The following is a 21755-nucleotide window of genomic DNA, read 5'->3' as shown; positions in this document are numbered from 1 at the left end:
GTTTTTATGTCTATTACGTTGCAAGAAATTTATCCCGTTGAATCTCAGGAATCTTGGGTAAATCAACCTTTCGAAGGTTTTTGTTTAGATAGCCGATATATTCGTTCAGGGCAAATTTTTATTGCATTAAATAGCTATACTCAACCTGAGAAAACACTAGAATTTGCACAAGCTGCTTTAGCTCAGGGCGCCTTAGGTATTATTTCTGAGCAGCCATTAAATATTGAACACAGCATTTGTTGCCCAGATGTTCGGTATTTAATGGGTGCATGGCAAAAGCAATACTTAGAAAAAGTACAACCAGTTCAACCTGCACAAATTCTTGCCGTAACAGGTACCAACGGTAAAACGACAATTGCACGTCTGATAGCAGAGCTATTAACCCTACAGCATAAGCGCTGCGCAGTGATGGGAACGGCAGGAAACGGAATCTTACCTCATCTTACACCATCCTCTCATACCACATTAGATGCTTTACATTTACAACGCGAACTTCACCACTATGCTGAACAGAGCGCGCAGTTTGTTGCATTAGAAGCGAGCTCACATGGATTGGTACAAGGCCGTTTAAATGGCTCGAATATTGAGGTTGCTGTTTATAGTAATCTCAGTCGAGATCACTTAGATTTTCATGGAACATTAGAAAGTTATGCACATGCAAAGGCTCAACTTTTTGCGTTTCAGAGTTTGAAAACGGCTGTCATTAATATTGACGATGCATATGCCCATGTGATGTATGAAGCTGCACGAATGAATCCAAGTCAGCCAAAAGTCTTAACATATTCAATGAAAACTGCTACGGCAGATTTTTATGTATCTGATATCTCATTTAGCTTGGAAGGTGCCAAATTTACCTTGCATACAGCAGAGCAGAACTATGCTGTAAATAGCCCATTGTTAGGTCATTTTAATATTGAAAACCTCATTGCTAGCTTAATTGCTGTATCTGAGATGGGTGAGTCGCTTGATGCATTAATAGATTACTGTACGCAACTAGAAGGTGCACCAGGGCGAATGCAGGTGATTCGCGATGATGAGCGCATTTTTGTGGTTGACTATGCACATACACCAGATGCTTTAACACAAGTGCTTAAAAGTTTGAGACGTCATGTGCATGCTGAGATTTGGGCAGTATTTGGTTGTGGTGGTGATAGAGATCGCGGTAAACGGATTTTAATGACACAAGCCGCCATAAGTGGTGCAGATCGTATTATCTTAACTTCAGACAATCCACGTACAGAAGATCCAGCACAAATTTTTGCAGATATGAAGCAAGGTTTGACCTTGTCTGAAACATTACAAGAAATTGATGATCGAAGAGAAGCGATTAAGTATGCTGTCAAATATGCTAAGACAGGCGATATTGTGGTCATAGCTGGTAAAGGACATGAAAACTATCAAGAAGTAAGTGGTGTAAGACATTGGTTTGATGATGTGGTTGAAGTGAGATCTGCAATAGAAGCACAACATATACAGCCAAATGCATACTCAGTAGGAGATCATCAGTAATGCATACGTCGACAACAAGCTCTGGAGAGCTTACACCATGGTCAGCAGATGATTTAGTACAAGCAACACATGGCTATTGGTATAAAAATAATAAACCCACGCAATTATTGAAGCGAATACTCACCGACTCTCGTCATGCCGAAAAAGGAGATATTTTTCTTGCATTGAAGGGTGAGCGTTTTGATGGGCATAGTTTTATTTCACAAGTAATTTCAAATGGTTGTACAGTTGCAATTGTTTCTGAACCTATAGATATAGAAAATCTTTGTCAGCTCGTTGTACCCGATACACGTATAGCACTTGGCCATTTGGGTGCATTTCGTCGTCAAAGTTGTCAGAACTTAAAAGTAATTGCACTGACTGGTAGTAGTGGCAAGACAACCACAAAAGAAATGTTAAACAGTATTTTAAGTGGTGTTGCACCTACACTTGTTACACGTGGCAATCTAAATAATGATTTAGGTGTACCCATGATGTTATTAGAGCTATTGCCTGAACATCGTTATGCCGTTATGGAACTTGGTGCAAATCATCAGGGTGAAATTGACTATACATCAAACTTAGTACGTCCTGATGTTGCTGGTATTTTAAATATTGGTACGGCTCACTTGGGTGAGTTCGGTGGTCGCGAAGGTATATGTCGTGCAAAATCTGAGATATATCGTCATTTATCTCAAAATGGTACTGCTATTGTGCCTGCAAAAGATGACTTCACCATCAATATTTTAAATACTACTCAGCATTTAAATACACTTAGCTTTGGTTTAGGTGGTGATATTTTTGCTACAGATATTCAATTAGAAGCACAGCGTTCAATTTTTTGTCTGCATACTCCTCAAGGCAAAGCAGATGTCAGTTTGCCGTTTGCTGGAGAGCATAATGTATTCAATGCATTGGCAGCAGTCGCATTCTCAATGGCATTAAATATTCCACTTCAACAGATTGTTAAAGGCCTTGAGCATGCAGTTGGTGCTCAAGGTCGTTTAAATTTTATTCAGCATCATCAATATACTTTTATTGATGACACATATAATGCAAACCCAAGTTCGATGCTTGCGGCTGCAGATGTACTGTTGAAGCAAAATGGCTTAAAAGTCATGGTAATAGGCGATATTGGTGAGTTAGGTAGTGAAGCAGAACGTGAACACGTTGCTTTAGGCCAAAAACTTGCCGAAAAAGAGATCGACTACATTGTGGCTGTGGGTCAGTATTCAAAAGCGATTAAGTCGGGTGCCTCGGCATCGGATAAAATAATAAATTTTGAGACGCAGGCACACGCGTTGCCTGCTTTAATTCACATGATTGAAAAACATCAACCTCAGTCTATGAACTTCTTGTTTAAAGGTTCTCGCTTTACCCATATGGAGACGTTGATGGCTGACTTGATGGAGAAGCTTTAAATGCTGTTATGGTTGTTTAAACAATTGGCAGGGTTTGATACATCCTTCCTTGTTGTTCGGTATCTGACATTGCGTGCCTTACTAAGTGTAATCACGTCATTGTTAATTGGCTTGGGTCTTGGCCCAATAATGATTCGAAAATTACGTGCACTTAAATATGGCCAAGCTGTAAGTAGTTTTGCCCCTGAAGGTCATGCGCAAAAAATGGGTACACCAACAATGGGTGGTGTGCTTATTCTTATGTCAATTGGTATTAGCACATTATTGTGGGCAGATTTGTCCAACCCATACGTATGGATTGTATTGGGTGTAATGGTCATTTTTGGCGCTGTTGGTTGGGCAGATGACTGGATTAAGATTCGCTACAAAGATAATGCTGGTTTACCTGCACGTAAAAAATTCTTTTGGACGTCAGTTGGTTCACTCGGTGCAGGTATTGCATTGTATTGGATTGCGAATTCACAGGGTAATCCGATTGTTACTCATAACATGTTAGACCTCCTTGTACCTTTCTTTAAAAATATTAGTATTCCACTGTCTGCTATTCCATTTGGTCTTGCATTTTTGGCTTTTACTTATTTAGTCATTAATGGTGCATCGAACGCCGTAAACCTAACAGATGGTTTAGATGGCCTTGCAATTATGCCTGTGGTTCTTGTAGCAGCAGGTTTGGGTGTCTTCTCTTATTTGTCTGGCGATATTCGTTTTGCGAGTTATTTACATATTCCTTATGTGAAATATACCTCTGAGCTTGTCGTGATTTGTTCTGCTATGGTGGGAGCAGGTCTGGCATTCTTATGGTATAACGCACACCCTGCACAAATTTTTATGGGCGATGTAGGTGCTTTAGCACTTGGTGCTATGCTTGGTACAATTGCGGTCATGGTAAGACAGGAAATTGTATTTGCGATTATGGGTGGTGTTTTTGTTATGGAGGCAATTTCTGTTTTCTTACAAATTGGCTCACTCCGTATGCGTAATAAACGTGTTTTTTTAATGGCGCCTTTACATCATCATTATGAGAAAAAAGGTTGGAAAGAAACTCAAGTTGTGGTTCGTTTCTGGATCATTACGATTTTCTTAGTAGTTTTAGGTCTAATGACGTTAAAATTACGATAAGCTAAAAAGAAACAAAAAAGCTGGCAATTGACCAGCTTTTTTTATGATGGAGTCTGAACAAGTGGAAGCAATTGCTAAACCTTATTTAATGTGTCCTGTTTGTCGGGAAGCACTTCTCTTGCAGGAAAAAACTTGGCAATGTGTTCAAAAACATAGTTTTGATGTGGCGAAACAAGGCTATGTAAATTTACATATAGTTCAGCACAAACATAGTAAAACACCAGGAGATACGCCTGAGTCTGTGACTGCAAGACGTGCTTTTTTATCAGAAGGCTATTATGCACCTTTAAAACAAGCGATTACTGCTTGTATAAAAAAGTATGGAGTAAAATACTTACTTGATATTGGTTGTGGTGAAGGGTATTACACCAGTTCGATGCAAGCATCGACGGATATTTGTGTAGGTGTAGATATTTCTAAAAGTGCAGTACAAAGCGCCGCAAAAACAAATAGATCGGTCACATGGATAGTAGGTACAGGCGCTGTTTTACCCGTGCTTGATACATCTATGGATATGTGCACAACACTTTTTAGTCCTATTCCTACTGATGAAATATTAAGAGTTTTAAAGCCTGAAGGTTATTGCTTGGTGGCTGTTGCAGCATCTAAACATTTGTATGCAATGAGAGAGGCCTTGTTTGGTGAGGTGAATTTACATGATCCTGATAAAATTGAAAAACAACTTGAAGATCACTTTGAACTTGTTGAAAAAGAATGTATTCATGCTCCTTTAAACTTAAACCAACAGGCTTTAAAGAATTTAATTGCGATGACACCTTATGCGTATAAAGCAAAACAAGAGCGTCGTGAACAATTAGAATTACACACCTCTTTTGATGTGGTTGCGAGTTTTCAGCTATATCTATTTAAAAAGAAAGCCGCTTAATTAAGCGGCTTCCCTAATCTTATTGAACTTGATTAATAAGCTGTTCTAAATCATCTTTTTTACTTGATGGTGCTGGCGTAGGTGCAGGATTTGCGACCTTATTTGTCGAGTTGTTTTCATTTTCACTCTCTGGGATAAGACCGGAATCTTCAGGTAAGTTTTCAAAATCTTTATTGATTTTTGGTTTTGCAGGCACAACTGCGCGATAAATAGGATGAGCTAATGGTGGTGATGCTCGATCATCACTTTGAGAAAGACGCTGTTGAGGTGTCATATGCAGATCGGGATCGGAAGCATTTTTATCGAAGCTGACCCATGCATATGGTGTACCATTTAAAGCATTTTTCATGAAATTTGCCCAAATAGGAAGGGCAGCGACACCGCCGTACTCTCTCTTACCTAGCGTTGTTGGTTGGTCGAAGCCTACCCAAGTAACTGTTACTAGCTTTCCATTGAAACCTGAGAACCATGCGTCTCTTGCATCATTGGTTGTTCCTGTTTTACCACCTAAGTCATCTCGTCCCACTGAAAGAGCCGCACGACCTGTACCAATCTGAATAACATCGTGGAGTATATTCGCCATGTCATAAGCTGAACTTGATTTCAAAATTCTTTGTGCTTGACGGTAATCACTTTGGTTTTGATCGACTTGTTTTAGCTTTGGCACATTTTGGTTGTTTTGATGGTGAGTTGTAAATGCTTCATCATCTGGCGTACTTGAAATTTGTCCTGCTTTCTTTGCACTTTCCTCATCTATGCAGGGAATACATGCATAATCTGGATTAGCACGATAGATCGTTTTGCCGTAAGCGTCATCAATATGATCAATGAAAAAAGGCTCAATTCGATAACCACCGTTAGCAAAGGTTGCATACCCTGTTGCCATTTGAATAGGTAATACTTCGGGAGTCCCTAATGCAATAGTATAGTTTCGAGGAATTTGGTTTTCTTGTAAACCAAAATCCATAAGTAGTTGTCTAGCACGTTCAATACCGACGCTTTGTAGCAATCGTACAGATACTGTATTTCTAGAAAGATATAAAGCGGTACGTAAAGGAATCATACCTAAAAAACGACCATCTGAGTTTTTAGGTGACCATTTTCCAATGGTAATTGGATCATCATCTACCATCGTATTTGGTGTCATGCCACGTTCGAGTGCCAATGCATAAATAAATGGCTTGATTGTAGAACCTGGTTGTCTCCAGCCTTGTAATGCTCTGTTAAAGGTTGATTGATAGTAACTGTATCCGCCCACAATTGCTTCTACAGCCCCATTGTTTGGATTTAATGCAACAAGTTGACCTTGAACCTTTGGAATTTGAACAAGTGACCATAACGTTTGGTTAGCGTTTGGGCGCAGTCGAACAATATCATTTATTTTAACAATTTGAGATGCTTTTGTTGGTGCAGGGCCAACACTATTTGCATTTTGGTACGGTCTTGCCCATGCCATGCCTTCCCAAGAAACAGTCACTTTCTTACCATCTTTTTGTTCAGCAACAAAACTGGTTTGGTTTACTTCAACCACTTTTGCAGGGTAAGTATTTGCATAAGCGAAAAATTGACTTAATGGCTTGTCGTGTGCTTCTGCACCACGCCATCCGTGACGGCGATCATATTCTTCTAAACCATTTTGAACTGCTTCTTCTGCATAAGCCTGACGTTTGCTATTAATTGTGGTATAAATCTTAAAACCGGCATCTACAGCTGCTGTACCAAATTTGCTTACAATTTCGGAACGAACTAACTCACCAATATATGGGAATTGTGTGGTAATACCTCGATCTGGCATATCTAAATTTAATGATTCTGCAACAGCAATTTGATATTCATGCTGGTTAATATAGCCAAGTTGTAACATTCGACCGAGAATCCAGTTTCTTCTTTCTAGAGCTCTCTCTGGATTTGCAACGGGATTGTATTTAGATGGTGCTTTAGGTAGACCTGCAATCATGGCCATTTGAGCCAAGCTAAGTTGATTTAAATTTTTGTTGTAATAAATTTTAGCTGCAGCAGCAATACCATAAGCATTTTTTCCGAGGAAGATTTTATTCACATAAAGTGATAAAATTTCTTCTTTGCTTAAATTTTGCTCGAGTTTTCGGGCAAGGAAGACTTCTGTAAGTTTTCTCTTTAATGTTCTTTCGGGACTAAGGTAATAATTTTTCGCAACCTGCATGGTAATTGTTGAACCACCAGTTTGCACGTCGGAGCCTGAGATACTCTCGCTAACTGCGCGTCCAAGGCCTTTTAAACTAATACCACTATGTTCGAAAAAGGAGGAATCTTCAGCAGCCAAGAATGCATGAATGAACTGGGGAGGAATTTGCTTGTATTCGATAGGTACTGAAAGCCTTCCACCATATTCACCAATGAGTTGATTATCGGAGGTATAAATTTGAATTGGTTTGAGTAAAGGGGCTTTTTTGATGCTACTCATATCAGGAAGAGATGGTGCAATGTAGAGATACATTCCATAAAAACCGACCGGAACTGCTATAATAATGATAACTAGTAGCAAAAAAAGTGGGTAAATTCGACCTGAGCAATATGAATTTTTCATAATATGTATTAGTTTTGATATATGAATTGGGCAGCAGAATGAAAGTATAGCTTAGAATGTTCGCATAAAAAGTACTATATACGTTATTATATTGGTTATCTTGCGAACAGTAGTTTTAAGTTATCGCGTTTGTTCTTATAAAAATAGATTGTTTTGATTGGGATATTTATTGTGCTTAGGTTAAATAGTAAACCGAAAAAGGGGTTAGTGGGAGTTGATATTAGTTCAACTTCTGTGAAGATTTTGGAACTTTCTGTGAAAGGCGGTCGCTATGAAGTTGTAAGCTATGCGATTGCACCCCTACCAGAAGGTGCCGTGGTAGAAAAAAATATTGTTAATCCGGAAGCTGTTTCGGAAGCAATTCAAGCTGCGATTGAGCAAGGTAATCCTCGCTCAGATGCGGCTGCGTTTGCAGTGCCAACTGCAAGTGTAATTTCTAAAGTCATAGAAATGGATCAGGATATGAATGATGATGAACGTGAAGTTCAAATTCGTTTAGATGCTGAGCAATATATTCCATTTGCATTAGACGAAGTCAGTTTAGATTTTGAAGTGTTATCTGTTGTACCAAACAAGACAAACAAAGTGAATGTTTTATTGGTTGCGACAAGAACAGAAAATGTAGATACGCGTAATGAGGCATTAATTTACGCTGGTCTTACACCTAAAGTAGCGGATGTTGAAAGCTTAACGGTTGAGCGTGCCTTTACTGTTTTTGAAAATACACTACCAATTGCAGCAAAAGTTATTGCACTTTTCGATATTGGTCACTCGATGATGACTTTGTCGATTCTAGATCATGGAAAAATTGTTTACACACGTGAGCATAATTTTGGTGGTCGTCAATTAACGCTCGACATTCAGGACCGATATGGACTGTCTTATGCAGAAGCAGGTCGTGCCAAAAAAGAAGATACTTTACCTGATGATTATGAATCGGAGGTATTGCACCCATTTATGGACTCGCTAGCACAACAAGCCATGCGTTCATTACAGCTTTTTTTCTCAGCATCGCCATATGATGAAATTGACCATGTCTTACTTGCCGGTGGAACAGCAAATCTAGAGGGTTTAGCAAAGTTTTTGCAAAGCACATTAGGTTATCGCGTGACGGTTGCTGATCCTTTCCTACAAATGACCTTTTCTCCTCAAGTCAATATTAAACAGATTAAACAAGATGCGCCGTCGTTAATGGTTGCTTGTGGTGCTGCGTTAAGGAGTTTTGATTAATGTCTAAAATTAACCTGTTACCTTGGCGAGATGAGCTTCGAGAAGCTCGGAAAAAAGCATTTGTCTTTATGTCAGTGGTTGCTGCTTTAATTGGGGTATTTATCGTTGCAGCAACATGGTTCTTCTTTGATCAAAGACTCACAGATCAAAACCAAGCGAATCAGATCATCGTAGATCATAATAATCAGCTTAATCAGAAGTTAAGTTCTTTAGATGGTCTTCAAGAGCGAAGAAAAGAAATTGTAGATCGTATGCATCTGATTCAAAATCTTCAATCTCAACGTCCTGTTATTGTACGCATTGTTGATGAATTGCCACGAGTTATTCCTAAAAACGTATATTTAACTAAATTTACGAGAAATGGCGACAGCTTTACATTAGAAGGACGTGCTGAAAGTCCAAATGCAGTTGCGGAATTAATGCGTCTGATGTCGGCATCTCCTTGGTATCGTAATGTGTTTATGAGTTCTTTCTTAGCAAATGATACAAAGTCAAATCCAACTACACCTGGTTCGGTTGTCCCACGTGACGAAGACAAGTATGGCATGTTCGTAGTGACGGCAAATCTAGGCGAGAAAGCAAAAGATATTAATGCATTAACGACAGTTGATGAAGACAGAGAAGAGGGGGAGTAAACCATGAGTCAAGAAAATGATTTGAATGATGTGTCAACACAACCCCCTAAGTCGAAGATGACATTTAAAAAGTTTACCCAGCAGTTTAACTCACTCGATCCAAATAACTATGGAAGCTGGCCAATTATTGTTAAGTTTACATGTTGGCTGTTCATTACATTTGTCATTTGCGTAGTGGGTTATTTTGTTCTTGTGAGCAGTGTCATCGATCAAATTTCGACAGCACGTGCACAAGAAGAGAATTTGCTGAATGAGTATCGTCAAAAAGAATCTACATTAAGAAACTTAGAGCGTTATGAGCAACAGCTCAAAACAATGCAAGACAGTTTTAATGAACAACTTCAACAATTACCAAAAGAGTCTGAGATTCCTGGGCTGGTTGAGGACATTAACGTTACTGGTGTAGAGTCTGGTTTGAAGTTTAAAAATATCCGTCTTGACCCAGAAATTCGACAGAACTTTTTCTTAGAGCAACCGATTTCGATTGAAGCGACTGGCGATTTCCATGCATTCGGTCAGTTTGCAAGTGATATTGCTTTATTGCCACGAATTGTCACTTTACAAGATTTTTCAATTACGGCACAGCCGAATAGCAATAAAAAATCTGAAATACCTGAGCTAAGCTATATTGTAAATGCAAAAACATACCGCTATTTAGGCAATGAGCTGAGTTCGTTAGGCAGTCAACCGAATTCAAGTACAGGGGCCAAATAATGCGTTATCAATTAACTTGCTTAACTTGCGTTTTGCTTCTTCTTTCTGGGTGTGGATCGAGAACGAGTGTTGTCAATCAAGAAATGGAGTCTATTAAAAATCAACCTCCATTACCTGTAGAAAAAGCACCAATATTTGAAACAACACCCTCTTTTCAATATGGGGCACAAAATTTACGTAGTCCTTTCCTACCAAGCTCTTTGTATACAGAGCTCAAGGTTATGGCAGGTAAACGTGTTTATCCGAATTTTTCTAGAGCACAACAACCGCTAGAGGTATATCCACTTGAGTCGTTAGCGATGAAAGGGACTTTACGCGGTGCAAATGGTAATGATATTGCGCTCATACAAGCACCTGACTCACAAATTTATCGTGTTCAGGCGGGTAACTATATGGGACTTAATCAAGGCCGAATTGTGAAAATATCTCCAACCAAGATTGATTTATTAGAAGTTATCTCTGATGGCAATGGCGGATATGTTGAGCGACCACGAGCTTTAGTTTTATTGGGTCAAACATCTTAATTTTTTGGGGATAATAATGAAAATTGTAATTCAATATTTTTTGGGGATGATCACAGCATGAACTCTATCTCTCGTCAACTTCTTTTAGGTACAGCAGTAGTTGCAATCATGCAAGCTGCACAGGCTGGTGTTGCTGTGACTAATGTTGTGCCAATGCAGTTAAATCAGGGTACTGAAGTACGTGTTATGTTTAATGGTTTGCCTCCGCAGCCAAAAGCATATCAAGTACAACAGGCATCTCAGCTTATTTTAGATTTTCCTGATACGGCAAATTCTACAACACAAAGTCAAATTCCATTCTCAAACGATCAGGTAAGTGCACTAAACTTATCGTCAGACAATGGGCGTACTCGTTTAAATGTTGACTTAAAACAAAATAGTAAGTTTTCTACACGTGTTGAAGGGAATACTTATATTTTAAAGATTGTACCTGCATCGCAAGTAAACGATGTTAAACCTGTATCTACAGTAGCATCGGCTGTACAAGGTGTTTCAAATATCAGTTTCCAAAGAAATGATAAGGGTGCGGGTCAGATCATCATAGATCTTTCAGATCCGAAAACACCCGTAGATGTGCAGCAACGTAATAATAAGATTATTGCACGATTTGCTGGAAATAAAATACCAATGTATTTGGCACGTCGTTTGAACGTGAATGATTTTGCTACGCCTGTTTCTGTTGTAGATAGCTATAACGATGGCAATAATGGAATTGTTGAAATTCAAGCAAACAATAGTTTTGACTATATGGCTTATCAGGCTGAAAATAAGTTAACTATTAATGTAAGTAAAAAGGTTGATCCAAGCCAAAGGGCAACTCAAGCACCTAAATATACAGGTAAAAAGATTTCTCTAGATTTCCAAGATATTGAAATTCGAAGAGTTCTCCAGTTGCTTGCAGATTTCTCGGGCGAGAATATCGTTGTTGCAGATAATGTTCAAGGAAGCATTACACTTCATTTAAAAGATGTTCCTGCTGATCAAGCACTTGCATTAATTCTTCAAACGAAAAACTTAGATCAGCGCCGTACAGGTAATGTTATTTGGATTGCAGCAACTGCTGACATGATTAAGTATGATGAAGAGCAAGCCAAATTATATTCACAATCAATTAAACTTGCTCCTTTACAGACTGAATATATTCAGTTGAATTATGCAAAAGCATCAGATATTCAAAAGCTGATTTCTGCAACTAAAAAGTCAGGAAATACAGATGGAAGAGAACCTACTGATGGTAATGATAATGGCGGTGGTTCGCTTCTAAGCCCAAGAGGTACAATTTCTGTAGATGATCGTACAAATACAATCATTGTAAATGATACTGCCAATAAAATTTCTCAAATCCAAGATTTATTGAAACAACTCGACATTCCTGTTAAACAGGTTATGGTTGAAGCACGTATTGTTCGTGCGTCTACAGATTTCTCTAAATCGATTGGTGTGAAATGGGGTTATACTGGGCGTAGTGGTGTTGTAACAGATGGAACCAATACACGTAGTACAGGTACACTAATTGGTAGCTCAATTTCAAATGTAAATACGCTTAGAACATCAAACACTCTTTCAAATAACTTAAGTGTTGATTTGGGCTCTACAATTGCAGGTTCTTCAAGCATTGCTTTTGGTATTTTAAACACAGCAGATTCATTACTTTCTTTAGAATTATCGGCATTACAGACCGATGGTTTAGGAGAGGTATTGTCTACACCTAAAGTCATGACTGGTGATAAACAAGAAGCAATTATTAAATCTGGTGCAAAAATTCCGTATGCAACTACAAGTGCCAATAGTGGAACGACGACAACATTCCAAGATGCAGTACTTGAGTTAAAAGTCACACCAAGTATTACACCTGATGGCAAAGTTCAAATGAAGTTAAATATTTCTAAAGATACTTTAGGTCTATTAACGAATGCAGGATATGCAATTGATACCAATACATTGCAAACGAATGTGTTAGTTAATAATGGTGAGACTGTTGTACTTGGTGGACTTTACGAGAATACAACGTCAAATAGTGTCAACAAGGTTCCATTACTTGGAGATATTCCGGGGCTAGGTAATTTGTTCAAGAACAGAACACGTTCAGAACAAAAAAGAGAGCTACTGATTTTCATTACACCACGAATTGTTAATGACACTGTTTCAAGAAATCATTAATATAAGCTTAATTGATGTAATGAAGTAGGTGGCTCCTTGCCAAAAAAAGCAATAACTACCCTACCAAATATATATTTGGTAGGGCCCATGGGGGCTGGGAAAACAACAGTTGGACGTCATTTGGCTGAAATTCTTGGACGAGAGTTTATAGACAGTGACCATGAAATAGAAAGAAAAACTGGTGCCTCCATTCCTTGGATATTTGAAAAAGAAGGCGAACTTGGATTTCGTCAACGAGAAGCTTGTGTTTTAGGTGAGTTAACTCAGCAAAAGCAGATTGTACTTGCCACAGGTGGTGGTGCTGTAACCCAACAAGTAAATCGACAATTTCTCAAACAGCGTGGTATTGTCATTTATTTATTTGCACCTGTAGAAATTCAATTGCAACGAACATACAGAGATAAAAATCGTCCACTATTACAAGTTGAAAATCCAGAGCAACGTTTGCATGATTTACTGACGATTCGAGATCCTCTATATAGAGAAGTTGCACATTTTGTTATAGATACCCATAGTGGTGCAGCAAAAGATCTAGCGTATCAAATTCTTGATGAAATTCTAGAGTAATTCCCTAATTTTAAAACTGGTTTAATTTTATGCAAACATTACATGTTGAACTTGGAGATCGCCGTTACCCTATATTTATTGGGAGTCAACTCAATATAGCAGATTTGTTGCAGCCATATGTTTTGGGTAAACAAGTCATGATTGTTACGAATGAAACGGTTGCTCCTTTATATCTAGATGTATATGAAAACGCATTAAATAAATTAGATAAAAAAACGGCATATTGTATTTTGCGTGATGGTGAAAAATTTAAAAATATTGAAAATTTAAATCTTATTTTTGATGCTTTATTATCTGCAGGTTTTAATCGTGATTGCACTGTCTTGGCTTTAGGAGGTGGAGTAATTGGTGATATGGCAGGTTTTGCAGCAGCAAGTTTTCAGCGTGGTGTGAACTTTGTTCAAGTACCAACAACGTTATTGTCACAAGTTGATTCGAGCGTAGGTGGAAAAACAGGAATTAATCATCCTTTAGGTAAAAATATGATTGGTGCATTTAAACAACCATCAGTCGTATTTGCAGATATGTCACAGTTGGCATCATTACCACCACGCGAACTTTCAGCAGGTCTTGCAGAAATTATTAAATATGCACTATTGGGCGATGTCGAATTCTTATCTTGGTTAGAACAAAATATTCATCAACTTACTGCGGGAGATGAAAAAGCCTTGGCCGAGGCTGTTTATCGTTCTTGCGCACATAAAGCACGTATTGTTGCAAATGATGAGCATGAAAAGGGTGAGCGCGCACTGTTAAACCTAGGACATACATTTGGTCATGCAATTGAATCTTATTTAGGATATGGTGCATGGCTACACGGTGAAGCAGTTGCTGTTGGCATGGTTATGGCGGCAGATCTATCTCATTTAATGGGCTGGATTTCGTCTGAAGATTTAGCACGTGTTAAGCAAATTATTCAAAATGCAAACTTACCGATTGCATGCCCGACCATACCGCTAAATGAATTTTTGGCTTACATGTCTCATGACAAAAAAGTATTAGATGGTAAAATTAGATTAATTCTAATGAAACAACTTGGTCAAGCTGTAATTACAGATGACTTTGATGTAGACGCAATGAAGCAAGCCATCTTAAATAATCAGAATAAAGGGCAATAAATATGTCTAAGCAGCAAAAAAAACAGCGTAGTTTCCTACCATGGGTTTCGCTTGGAATAGGCACTATTTGTTTATTTGCTGCACTATTTTTAAGTCTGACAGCAAAAGCATTGCCTAAGCCAGAAAAGAATATTGAAGAAGAGGATATTCATCCACAGTTTCAATCTGAAAAAGTTGCTGCCATGACCAATTTGGGTGTGTTGGATGATCAAGTAAAACCACTACAGCAAACAACACGCGCCATTATTTCTGGTACACATGAAGCAGAATTTAGGGGAACTAAATTTATTCAACGTAATCCATACGGTTTTACATTAGAGTTGCTGACAGTCGGTAAAGAAGAAGTGATTAGAGACTTCTTAAAGCAAAGGGAAGATCGCGATAAATTTATTTATTTTAGGCTTTCTAACGAGAACCAACCAGACCGTTATATTTTGGCTTATGGTTTGTACCCGAATGAACCACAAGCCAATCGTGCACTACAAAATCTTAATTTGAATTTACCTCATTCGTTACATCCAGCAGTACAGCCATTATCAACCTATGCAAAACATGTCAATGACATGGGTACAGATGAACTATCATCGGATGCAAAACTTTATGAAGTGAATCTAACGAATGCTCCTGTACCTCGAGCAACAAGTTTACCTAATCCGATTCAAACAGCTACAGATGTACTTGAGCGATCTTCTTCTACTGCTTCGGAGCCACAAGCTCTAAATGTGCACTAAAATGGTGATGTAAACACGCAATTTTTTTCTATTACATAAAATACAGTGCACCATCTTAAAAAATTAACATGAATAAATACAAGAAAATGATTTTCTACTCTCTAAAAATTACACCTTTTGGCACTTATTTTGCATGTATTGGTGCATGAGCTTGTTTATTTGTTATCCATTTGGTGCAAAATTACCAAATATTATTCAAATAGCGCTTTTATTGCATCAAAAGTGTGCATTTATTCAGATGAACTCATATCTGATGAATCAAAATAAAGATAGCGATCCTGTCTAAAAGTCTAATTTATTTCTAAAAGATATAGGAATAAAGTAATACAGAAAATTTACTATGTGTCGCTCATTCAGGAGCATCAATTAAAGAAGGGTACGCTATGCACATGCCATCGCTAAAAACAGTAGCTCCCGCTCAAGGTTTATATCAGCCAGATGAGTTTAAGGATAATTGTGGTTTTGGCTTAATTGCTCATATGGAAGGCAATGAGAGTCATGACTTGGTAAAAACAGCCATTCATAGTTTAAGCTGTATGACCCACCGAGGAGGGATTGCCGCAGATGGCAAAACGGGAGATGGGTGTGGCTTATTACTTGCGATGCCAAAAGCATTTTTTAGACAAGAAGCCCCTAAAATTAGTGATATTACCCTGAGTGAAGTTTTTGCTGTAGGCACTGTATTTTTAAGTCTTGATGATGAAAAAGCACAGCTTGCGAAAGATACTTTAAGAAGAGAAATTGAAGAAGAAGGGCTACGTGTTATAGGGTGGCGTGTTGTTCCAACAAACAACGATGCATTAGGTGAAATTGCGTTAGAGTCTCTACCTCGATTTGAACAAGTTTTTGTGAATTGTCCAATGGGTGTGACAGAAGTTGAGTTTAACCGTAAATTATTTTTAGCACGTCGTCGTGCAGAACAAAAACAACAACACGATGCAGATTTTTATATTACTACCTTGTGCTCGACCGTCATTAGCTATAAAGGCTTAATGATGCCAGAGGCAATTGCAGACTTTTATACAGACCTTGCTAACCCTGCACTTGAGTCACATATTGTTGTATTTCATCAGCGCTTTTCTACCAACACATTACCACGTTGGCCTCTTGCACAACCGTTTCGTTATTTAGCACATAATGGTGAAATTAATACCATTACAGCAAACCGTAATTGGGCTGCTGCACGTACACCAAAGCTTAAAAATCCATTATTACCAGGTTTAACTGAGCTTAATCCAATTGTGAACCGTAGTGGTTCGGACTCTTCAAGTTTAGACAATATGCTTGAGATCCTTGTGGGTGGAGGTATGGATTTATTCCGTGCGTTACGCATGCTTGTACCACCTGCATGGCAGAATGTTGAAAACTTAGATGCAGACTTGCGTGCTTTTTATGAGTTTAACTCTAAACATATGGAAGCATGGGATGGTCCTGCAGGTCTTGTAATTCAAGACGGTCGTCATGCAATTTGTATGCTCGATCGTAATGGTCTACGTCCAGCACGTTGGGTTATTACAAAAAATGGTTATATTACACTGGCTTCTGAAATTGGTGTTTGGGATTACAAGTCTGAAGATGTTATTTCTAAAGGACGTGTTGGCCCGGGCGAGATGCTCGTTATTGATACCTTTACAGGTAAAATGCTAGATACCACAGACGTAAATAATCATTTAAAACGTATGCGTCCGTATCGTCAGTGGTTACGTGAAAATGCTTTTCGCTTACAAGTGAGCCCACAGTTAGAAGAGCATTTGGCAGATAAAGGCCTAACAGGCGATCAACTCAAAGCTGCACAAAAAATGTTCATGGTAACGTTTGAAGAGCGCGATCAGGTACTCAGACCAATTGCTGAAAATGGTCAGGAGTCAGTTGGGTCTATGGGTGATGATACCCCAATGGCTGTCTTATCTAAACAGGTGCGCCATGTTTCTGACTACTTTAGACAACAGTTTGCGCAAGTGACCAATCCACCAATAGATCCATTACGTGAATCTATTGTCATGTCTTTAGAGACGTGTCTTGGGCGTGAGCAAAGTGTATTTGAGCAAGGCCCTGAACATGCTGACCGTCTCATTATTTCAAGTCCTGTACTTTCAAACTCTAAAATGCATCAACTGCGTACATTGGGTCGTACAGGTTATGAAATTGCTGAAATTGATCTGAACTATGAAGTAAGTGAAGGTCTACAACAAGCGATTACTCGTATTTGTGAAGCATCTGCACAAGCGATTCGTGATGGAAAAACTGTACTTATTCTGTCAGATAAAAAAATAAGAGAAGGCTATTTACCTGCCAATGCTGTAATGGTTACAGGTGCAGTACATCACTACTTAATTCAAACAGGGTTAAGAGCAGATGCAAATATTATTATTGAAACTGCTTTAGCGCGTGATCCGCATCAGTTTGCTGTGATTTTAGGGTTTGGTGCAACTGCAATTTACCCTTATTTAGCATATGATGTGATTCATGACCTTGTGGCGAAAGGTGAATTACTTGGCGATCCAATTCAAGCGCAGAACAACTTTAGAAAGGGTATAGATAAAGGTTTACTCAAAGTCTTGTCTAAAATGGGTATTTCAACAGTTGCTTCATATCGTGGTGGGCAGTTGTTTGAAGCTGTTGGTTTATCGAGTGAAGTGGTCGATCTGTGTTTTAAAGGCGTTGCAAGTCGTATTCAAGGAGCAACCTTTGCAGATCTAGAAGAAGATCAAAAGAAACTTGCTACTTTGGCATGGAAACATCGTCAACCGATTGATCAAGGTGGAATGCTTAAGTTTGTGTTCGGTAAAGAGTATCATGCATTTAACCCAGAAGTGATTAACTCGTTACATAAAGCCGTTCGCTCAGGTGACTATGCAGACTTTAAAGCGTATGCAGAGCTTGTAAATACAAGACCAATTGCAACTATTCGAGATTTATTAAATCTTAAAACAGATCATTCAATTGCTTTAGAAGATGTTGAACCAATTACATCGATTTTACCAAGATTTGATTCGGCAGGTATGTCTATTGGTGCATTATCACCAGAAGCACATGAAGCTATTGCAATTGCGATGAATACGATGGGTGGTCGCTCTAACTCAGGTGAGGGTGGTGAAGATCCTGCACGTTATGGCACGATTAAAAACTCTAAAATTAAGCAAATTGCTTCAGGACGTTTTGGGGTTACACCTGAGTATTTGGTCTCTGCTGAAGTGCTACAAATTAAGGTTGCACAAGGTGCAAAACCAGGTGAGGGTGGACAATTACCGGGTGGTAAAGTCAACGGTTTGATTGCGCGTTTACGTTATGCTGTACCGGGTGTAACACTTATTTCACCACCGCCGCACCACGATATTTATTCGATTGAAGATTTATCTCAGCTTATTTTTGACTTAAAACAAGTTAATCCAAAAGCGATGGTATCTGTGAAACTGGTATCTGAGCCGGGTGTAGGGACAATCGCAGCAGGTGTGGCAAAAGCCTATGCAGACTTTATTACCATTTCAGGGTATGACGGTGGTACGGCAGCATCGCCACTTTCATCTATTCATCATGCAGGTTCTCCATGGGAGTTAGGACTCGCAGAAGCGCATCAAGCACTACGTGTCAATGACTTGCGTGGCAAAGTACGTGTGCAAACTGATGGTGGCTTAAAAACTGGTTTAGATGTTGTGAAAGCAGCCATTCTAGGTGCAGAAAGTTTTGGTTTCGGTTCAACACCAATGATTGCTTTAGGATGTAAGTATCTACGTATTTGTCACTTAAATAACTGTGCAACAGGTGTTGCAACACAGCAAGAAGGCTTGCGTAAAGAACATTACATTGGTGAGCCTGAAATGCTCATTAACTTTTTCCAATTTATTGCAGAAGAAACGAGAGAATGGCTTGCTGCACTGGGTGTGAGTTCGTTAAAAGACTTAATTGGACGTGTTGATTTATTGGAAGTGCTTCCGGGTGAAACTCAAAAGCATGCACATTTAGATCTTTCACCGCTTTTACAATCACATGCTTTTGCAGAAGGCAAAGCACAGTATTGCCAAGTAGAAGGGAATGCACCTTTTGATAAAGGCATACTCGCAGAGAAAATGGTTTCTGAAATTCTGCCTGCGATTGAAAGTAGTTCTGGTGGCGAGTATCAGTTTAAAATAGGTAACTGTGATCGTTCTATTGGTGCGCGTCTGTCAGGTGAAATTGCACGCCGTCATGGCAACTTAAATATGGAAAGTACACCTGTTGTTGTTAACTTAAAAGGTACAGCAGGACAGTCGCTTGGTGTTTGGAATGCAGGTGGCCTACATATTAAGTTAGAAGGCGATGCCAATGACTATGTTGGTAAAGGTATGGCAGGTGGTCGAATTTCTATATTCCCGCCAAAAGGCTCTCAGTTCCAAAGCCAAGAAACGGCAATTATTGGTAATACCTGTCTCTATGGTGCAACAGGCGGTAAGGTCTTTGCTGCGGGTACAGCAGGAGAGCGTTTTGCGGTGAGAAACTCAGGCGCATTTGCTGTCATTGAGGGTGCAGGTAACCACTGCTGTGAGTATATGACAGGCGGTATTGTCACTGTTCTTGGAAAAGTGGGGCATAACTTCGGTGCAGGTATGACTGGAGGTTTTGCCTATGTACTTGACTTGGATAATGACTTTGTCGATCGTTATAACCATGAATTAATTGATTTAACGCGTATTTCTACAGAGTCTATGGAAGAGCATCAAGAAAACTTATTGCGTATTCTTGATGAGCATATTAAAGAAACTGGAAGTGCTTGGGCATATAAAATTCGTAATGAGTTTGACTTTTATAGTCGTAAATTCTGGTTAGTTAAACCAAAAGCTGCAAATTTACTGACCTTGCTTAAAACAACCCAAGCAGATCCGCAATAAATTAGGCCTTTATGTGAAATGAATAGGTAGGTGTGAATGGTATTTCTTCATTCACACGGACCCCATGGAGAAGAAAATGGCACAGCGCCTTAGTAATGACTTCCAGTTTTTAGATGTTGCCCGTCACGACCCACAAAAAAAAGCAATAGATGTACGTAAAGCAGAGTTCGTGGAAATTTATCAACCTTTTCATAAGGAAGAGGTGCAAGATCAAACTCACCGTTGTTTAGGGTGTGGTAACCCTTACTGTGAATGGAAGTGCCCAGTACATAACTATATTCCTAACTGGCTGAAACTTATTTCAGAGGGTCGTATTTTTCAGGCGGCAGAGTTATGCCATCAGACCAATACATTACCTGAAGTATGTGGTCGTGTATGCCCACAAGACCGTTTATGTGAGGGTGCTTGTACCTTAAATGATGGTTTTGGTGCAGTAACTATTGGAAATGCAGAAAAGTATATTAATGATACGGCATTTGCTTTGGGGTGGCGACCAGATATGTCTGATGTGAAATGGACAGATAAAAAGGTTGCAATTATTGGTGCAGGGCCTGCAGGGCTAGGTTGTGCAGATATCTTAGTTCGTAATGGTGTTAAGCCTACTGTTTTTGATAAACGTCCAGAAATTGGTGGTTTACTTACATTTGGTATTCCTGAATTTAAAATGGAAAAAGATGTAATGAAGCGCCGTCGTGAAATTTTCACAGGTATGGGCGTTGAATTTAAGCTGAACACCAATATTGGTACAGATGTAACAATTGAAGACCTTCTAAAAGACTACGACGCTGTCTTTATGGGCATGGGTACTTACACCTATATGAAGGGTGGTTTTGTTGGTGAAGACTTGGAAGGTGTACATGATGCACTTGACTTCCTGATAGCTAACGTTAACCGTTGTCAAAACTGGGAGAAAGACCCAAACGAATACATTTCTATGGAAGGGAAAAAGGTGATTGTTCTTGGTGGTGGTGATACCGCAATGGACTGTAACCGAACCTCTATACGTCAAGGTGCAGAACAAGTCATTTGTGCTTACCGTCGTGATGAAGAGAACATGCCAGGGTCACGTAGAGAAGTTCGCAATGCACGTGAAGAAGGCGTAGAATTTTTATTTAATCGACAACCAATTGAAGTAGTGGGTGAAAATGGTCAAGTGACTGGTGTTAAATTTGTCACTACACAATTGGGCGAGCCTGATCATCGTGGACGCCGTAGCCCAGAGCCTATACCAGCGTCTGAAGAAATTGTCCCTGCAGATGCAGTTCTACTGGCTTTTGGTTTTCGTCCAAGCCCTGAATCTTGGTTTAAAGATGTAGATATTCAATTAGATGGCTCAGGACGTGTCTTGGCTTTTGAGGAACAAAAATTTAAATTTCGAACATCACATCCGCAGATTTTTGCAGGTGGAGATATGGTAAGAGGCTCAGATCTTGTTGTTACTGCAATTTGGGAGGGACGACAAGCTGCTGAGGGAATATTAGATTATTTAGAAGTTTAATAAAAAACCGGGCGATATTGCTCGGTTTTTTTATATAAAGTATTTTTTTTCATATTCATTAAGTAAAAGATCTATTTTTTATAAAAATGAAAGAAGCCAGTTGTATTATGTGAATATAGTCGAATATTTTTAATTAAAATGCGCTTCAAGTAATGTAATAAAGTGACAATTTTTGTCAAATTATTGCCTTAATTGACCAATTTTTTTTATAAAAAGAAAAATAAACTTGCTTA

General features: G+C 38.9%; 16 protein-coding genes. 15 read left to right on the top strand and 1 reads right to left on the bottom strand.

Annotated elements, in window-relative coordinates:
- Positions 1–6 precede the first annotated feature (6 nt).
- The 4 genes from I2F23_RS03660 to I2F23_RS03645 are packed head-to-tail and all read left to right on the top strand — an operon-like array spanning position 7 to position 4914.
- Positions 7–1509, top strand: coding sequence for a UDP-N-acetylmuramoyl-L-alanyl-D-glutamate--2,6-diaminopimelate ligase (locus tag I2F23_RS03660; protein ID WP_195771217.1), 1503 nt, complete (start codon positions 7–9; stop codon positions 1507–1509).
- The gene (locus I2F23_RS03655) at positions 1509–2909 is read left to right on the top strand and encodes a UDP-N-acetylmuramoyl-tripeptide--D-alanyl-D-alanine ligase (RefSeq protein ID WP_195771216.1); all 1401 of its coding nucleotides are present in this window, start codon (positions 1509–1511) and stop codon (positions 2907–2909) included. The genes I2F23_RS03660 and I2F23_RS03655 overlap by 1 nt, the downstream gene beginning before the upstream one ends.
- Positions 2910–4028, top strand: a complete 1119-nt coding sequence (gene mraY / locus I2F23_RS03650; RefSeq protein WP_195771215.1) for a phospho-N-acetylmuramoyl-pentapeptide-transferase — start codon at positions 2910–2912, stop codon at positions 4026–4028.
- 43 nt (positions 4029–4071) lie between these two features.
- A complete protein-coding gene (locus I2F23_RS03645; protein ID WP_228284747.1) occupies positions 4072–4914 on the top strand; it encodes a putative RNA methyltransferase in 843 nt (280 codons plus the stop codon).
- Between the two features lie 19 nt (positions 4915–4933).
- On the opposite strand, the gene I2F23_RS03640 is transcribed toward I2F23_RS03645, so the two are convergent.
- Positions 4934–7480 (bottom strand): penicillin-binding protein 1A, encoded by a 2547-nt coding sequence (locus I2F23_RS03640; RefSeq protein ID WP_195771214.1) that lies wholly within the window; start codon positions 7478–7480, stop codon positions 4934–4936.
- Between the two features lie 171 nt (positions 7481–7651).
- Here I2F23_RS03640 and I2F23_RS03635 point away from each other — a divergent pair, with 171 nt between their 5' ends.
- The 11 genes from I2F23_RS03635 (at position 7652) to I2F23_RS03585 (ending at position 21522) form a co-directional block, all read left to right on the top strand.
- Complete coding sequence (locus I2F23_RS03635) at positions 7652–8710, top strand: pilus assembly protein PilM (RefSeq protein WP_195771213.1); 1059 nt, start codon at positions 7652–7654, stop codon at positions 8708–8710.
- The gene (locus tag I2F23_RS03630) at positions 8710–9345 is read left to right on the top strand and encodes a PilN domain-containing protein (protein WP_195771212.1); all 636 of its coding nucleotides are present in this window, start codon (positions 8710–8712) and stop codon (positions 9343–9345) included. Before I2F23_RS03635 ends, I2F23_RS03630 begins: the two co-directional genes overlap by 1 nt.
- A gap of 3 nt (positions 9346–9348) precedes the next feature.
- The gene (locus I2F23_RS03625; protein ID WP_195771211.1) at positions 9349–10059 is read left to right on the top strand and encodes a type IV pilus inner membrane component PilO; all 711 of its coding nucleotides are present in this window, start codon (positions 9349–9351) and stop codon (positions 10057–10059) included.
- Positions 10059–10583, top strand: coding sequence for a pilus assembly protein PilP (locus I2F23_RS03620; protein WP_195771210.1), 525 nt, complete (start codon positions 10059–10061; stop codon positions 10581–10583). The genes I2F23_RS03625 and I2F23_RS03620 overlap by 1 nt, the downstream gene beginning before the upstream one ends.
- Positions 10584–10640: 57 nt before the next feature.
- Positions 10641–12743, top strand: a complete 2103-nt coding sequence (locus tag I2F23_RS03615) for a type IV pilus secretin PilQ (RefSeq protein ID WP_195771209.1) — start codon at positions 10641–10643, stop codon at positions 12741–12743.
- 36 nt (positions 12744–12779) lie between these two features.
- Complete coding sequence (gene aroK, locus I2F23_RS03610; RefSeq protein WP_195771208.1) at positions 12780–13310, top strand: shikimate kinase AroK; 531 nt, start codon at positions 12780–12782, stop codon at positions 13308–13310.
- 29 nt (positions 13311–13339) lie between these two features.
- Positions 13340–14428, top strand: coding sequence for a 3-dehydroquinate synthase (gene aroB / locus I2F23_RS03605; RefSeq protein WP_195771207.1), 1089 nt, complete (start codon positions 13340–13342; stop codon positions 14426–14428).
- Positions 14429–14430: 2 nt separating this feature from the next.
- Entirely contained in the window at positions 14431–15159 is a 729-nt protein-coding gene (locus I2F23_RS03600; RefSeq protein WP_195771206.1) for a hypothetical protein, read from the top strand.
- Between the two features lie 145 nt (positions 15160–15304).
- The gene (locus I2F23_RS03595; protein WP_195771205.1) at positions 15305–15445 is read left to right on the top strand and encodes a hypothetical protein; all 141 of its coding nucleotides are present in this window, start codon (positions 15305–15307) and stop codon (positions 15443–15445) included.
- A 103-nt stretch (positions 15446–15548) separates the two neighbouring features.
- A complete protein-coding gene (gene gltB, locus I2F23_RS03590; RefSeq protein WP_195771204.1) occupies positions 15549–20024 on the top strand; it encodes a glutamate synthase large subunit in 4476 nt (1491 codons plus the stop codon).
- A gap of 76 nt (positions 20025–20100) precedes the next feature.
- Positions 20101–21522, top strand: coding sequence for an FAD-dependent oxidoreductase (locus tag I2F23_RS03585; RefSeq protein ID WP_195771203.1), 1422 nt, complete (start codon positions 20101–20103; stop codon positions 21520–21522).
- Positions 21523–21755 lie beyond the last annotated feature (233 nt).

The sequence above is a fragment of the Acinetobacter pollinis genome (assembly GCF_015627175.1).
Taxonomy (GTDB): Bacteria; Pseudomonadota; Gammaproteobacteria; order Pseudomonadales; family Moraxellaceae; genus Acinetobacter; species Acinetobacter pollinis.
This window is presented reverse-complemented; position numbering and strand designations above follow the sequence as displayed.

Coding starts and splice junctions, on each gene's coding strand:
- I2F23_RS03660 (WP_195771217.1), top strand. CDS start 7: ATGTCTATTACGTTGCAAGAAATTTATCCCGTTGAATCTCAGGAATCT.
- I2F23_RS03655 (WP_195771216.1), top strand. CDS start 1,509: ATGCATACGTCGACAACAAGCTCTGGAGAGCTTACACCATGGTCAGCA.
- mraY (WP_195771215.1), top strand. CDS start 2,910: ATGCTGTTATGGTTGTTTAAACAATTGGCAGGGTTTGATACATCCTTC.
- I2F23_RS03645 (WP_228284747.1), top strand. CDS start 4,072: ATGATGGAGTCTGAACAAGTGGAAGCAATTGCTAAACCTTATTTAATG.
- I2F23_RS03640 (WP_195771214.1), bottom strand. CDS start 7,480: ATGAAAAATTCATATTGCTCAGGTCGAATTTACCCACTTTTTTTGCTA.
- I2F23_RS03630 (WP_195771212.1), top strand. CDS start 8,710: ATGTCTAAAATTAACCTGTTACCTTGGCGAGATGAGCTTCGAGAAGCT.
- I2F23_RS03625 (WP_195771211.1), top strand. CDS start 9,349: ATGAGTCAAGAAAATGATTTGAATGATGTGTCAACACAACCCCCTAAG.
- I2F23_RS03620 (WP_195771210.1), top strand. CDS start 10,059: ATGCGTTATCAATTAACTTGCTTAACTTGCGTTTTGCTTCTTCTTTCT.
- I2F23_RS03615 (WP_195771209.1), top strand. CDS start 10,641: ATGAACTCTATCTCTCGTCAACTTCTTTTAGGTACAGCAGTAGTTGCA.
- aroB (WP_195771207.1), top strand. CDS start 13,340: ATGCAAACATTACATGTTGAACTTGGAGATCGCCGTTACCCTATATTT.
- I2F23_RS03600 (WP_195771206.1), top strand. CDS start 14,431: ATGTCTAAGCAGCAAAAAAAACAGCGTAGTTTCCTACCATGGGTTTCG.
- I2F23_RS03595 (WP_195771205.1), top strand. CDS start 15,305: ATGAGCTTGTTTATTTGTTATCCATTTGGTGCAAAATTACCAAATATT.
- gltB (WP_195771204.1), top strand. CDS start 15,549: ATGCCATCGCTAAAAACAGTAGCTCCCGCTCAAGGTTTATATCAGCCA.
- I2F23_RS03585 (WP_195771203.1), top strand. CDS start 20,101: ATGGCACAGCGCCTTAGTAATGACTTCCAGTTTTTAGATGTTGCCCGT.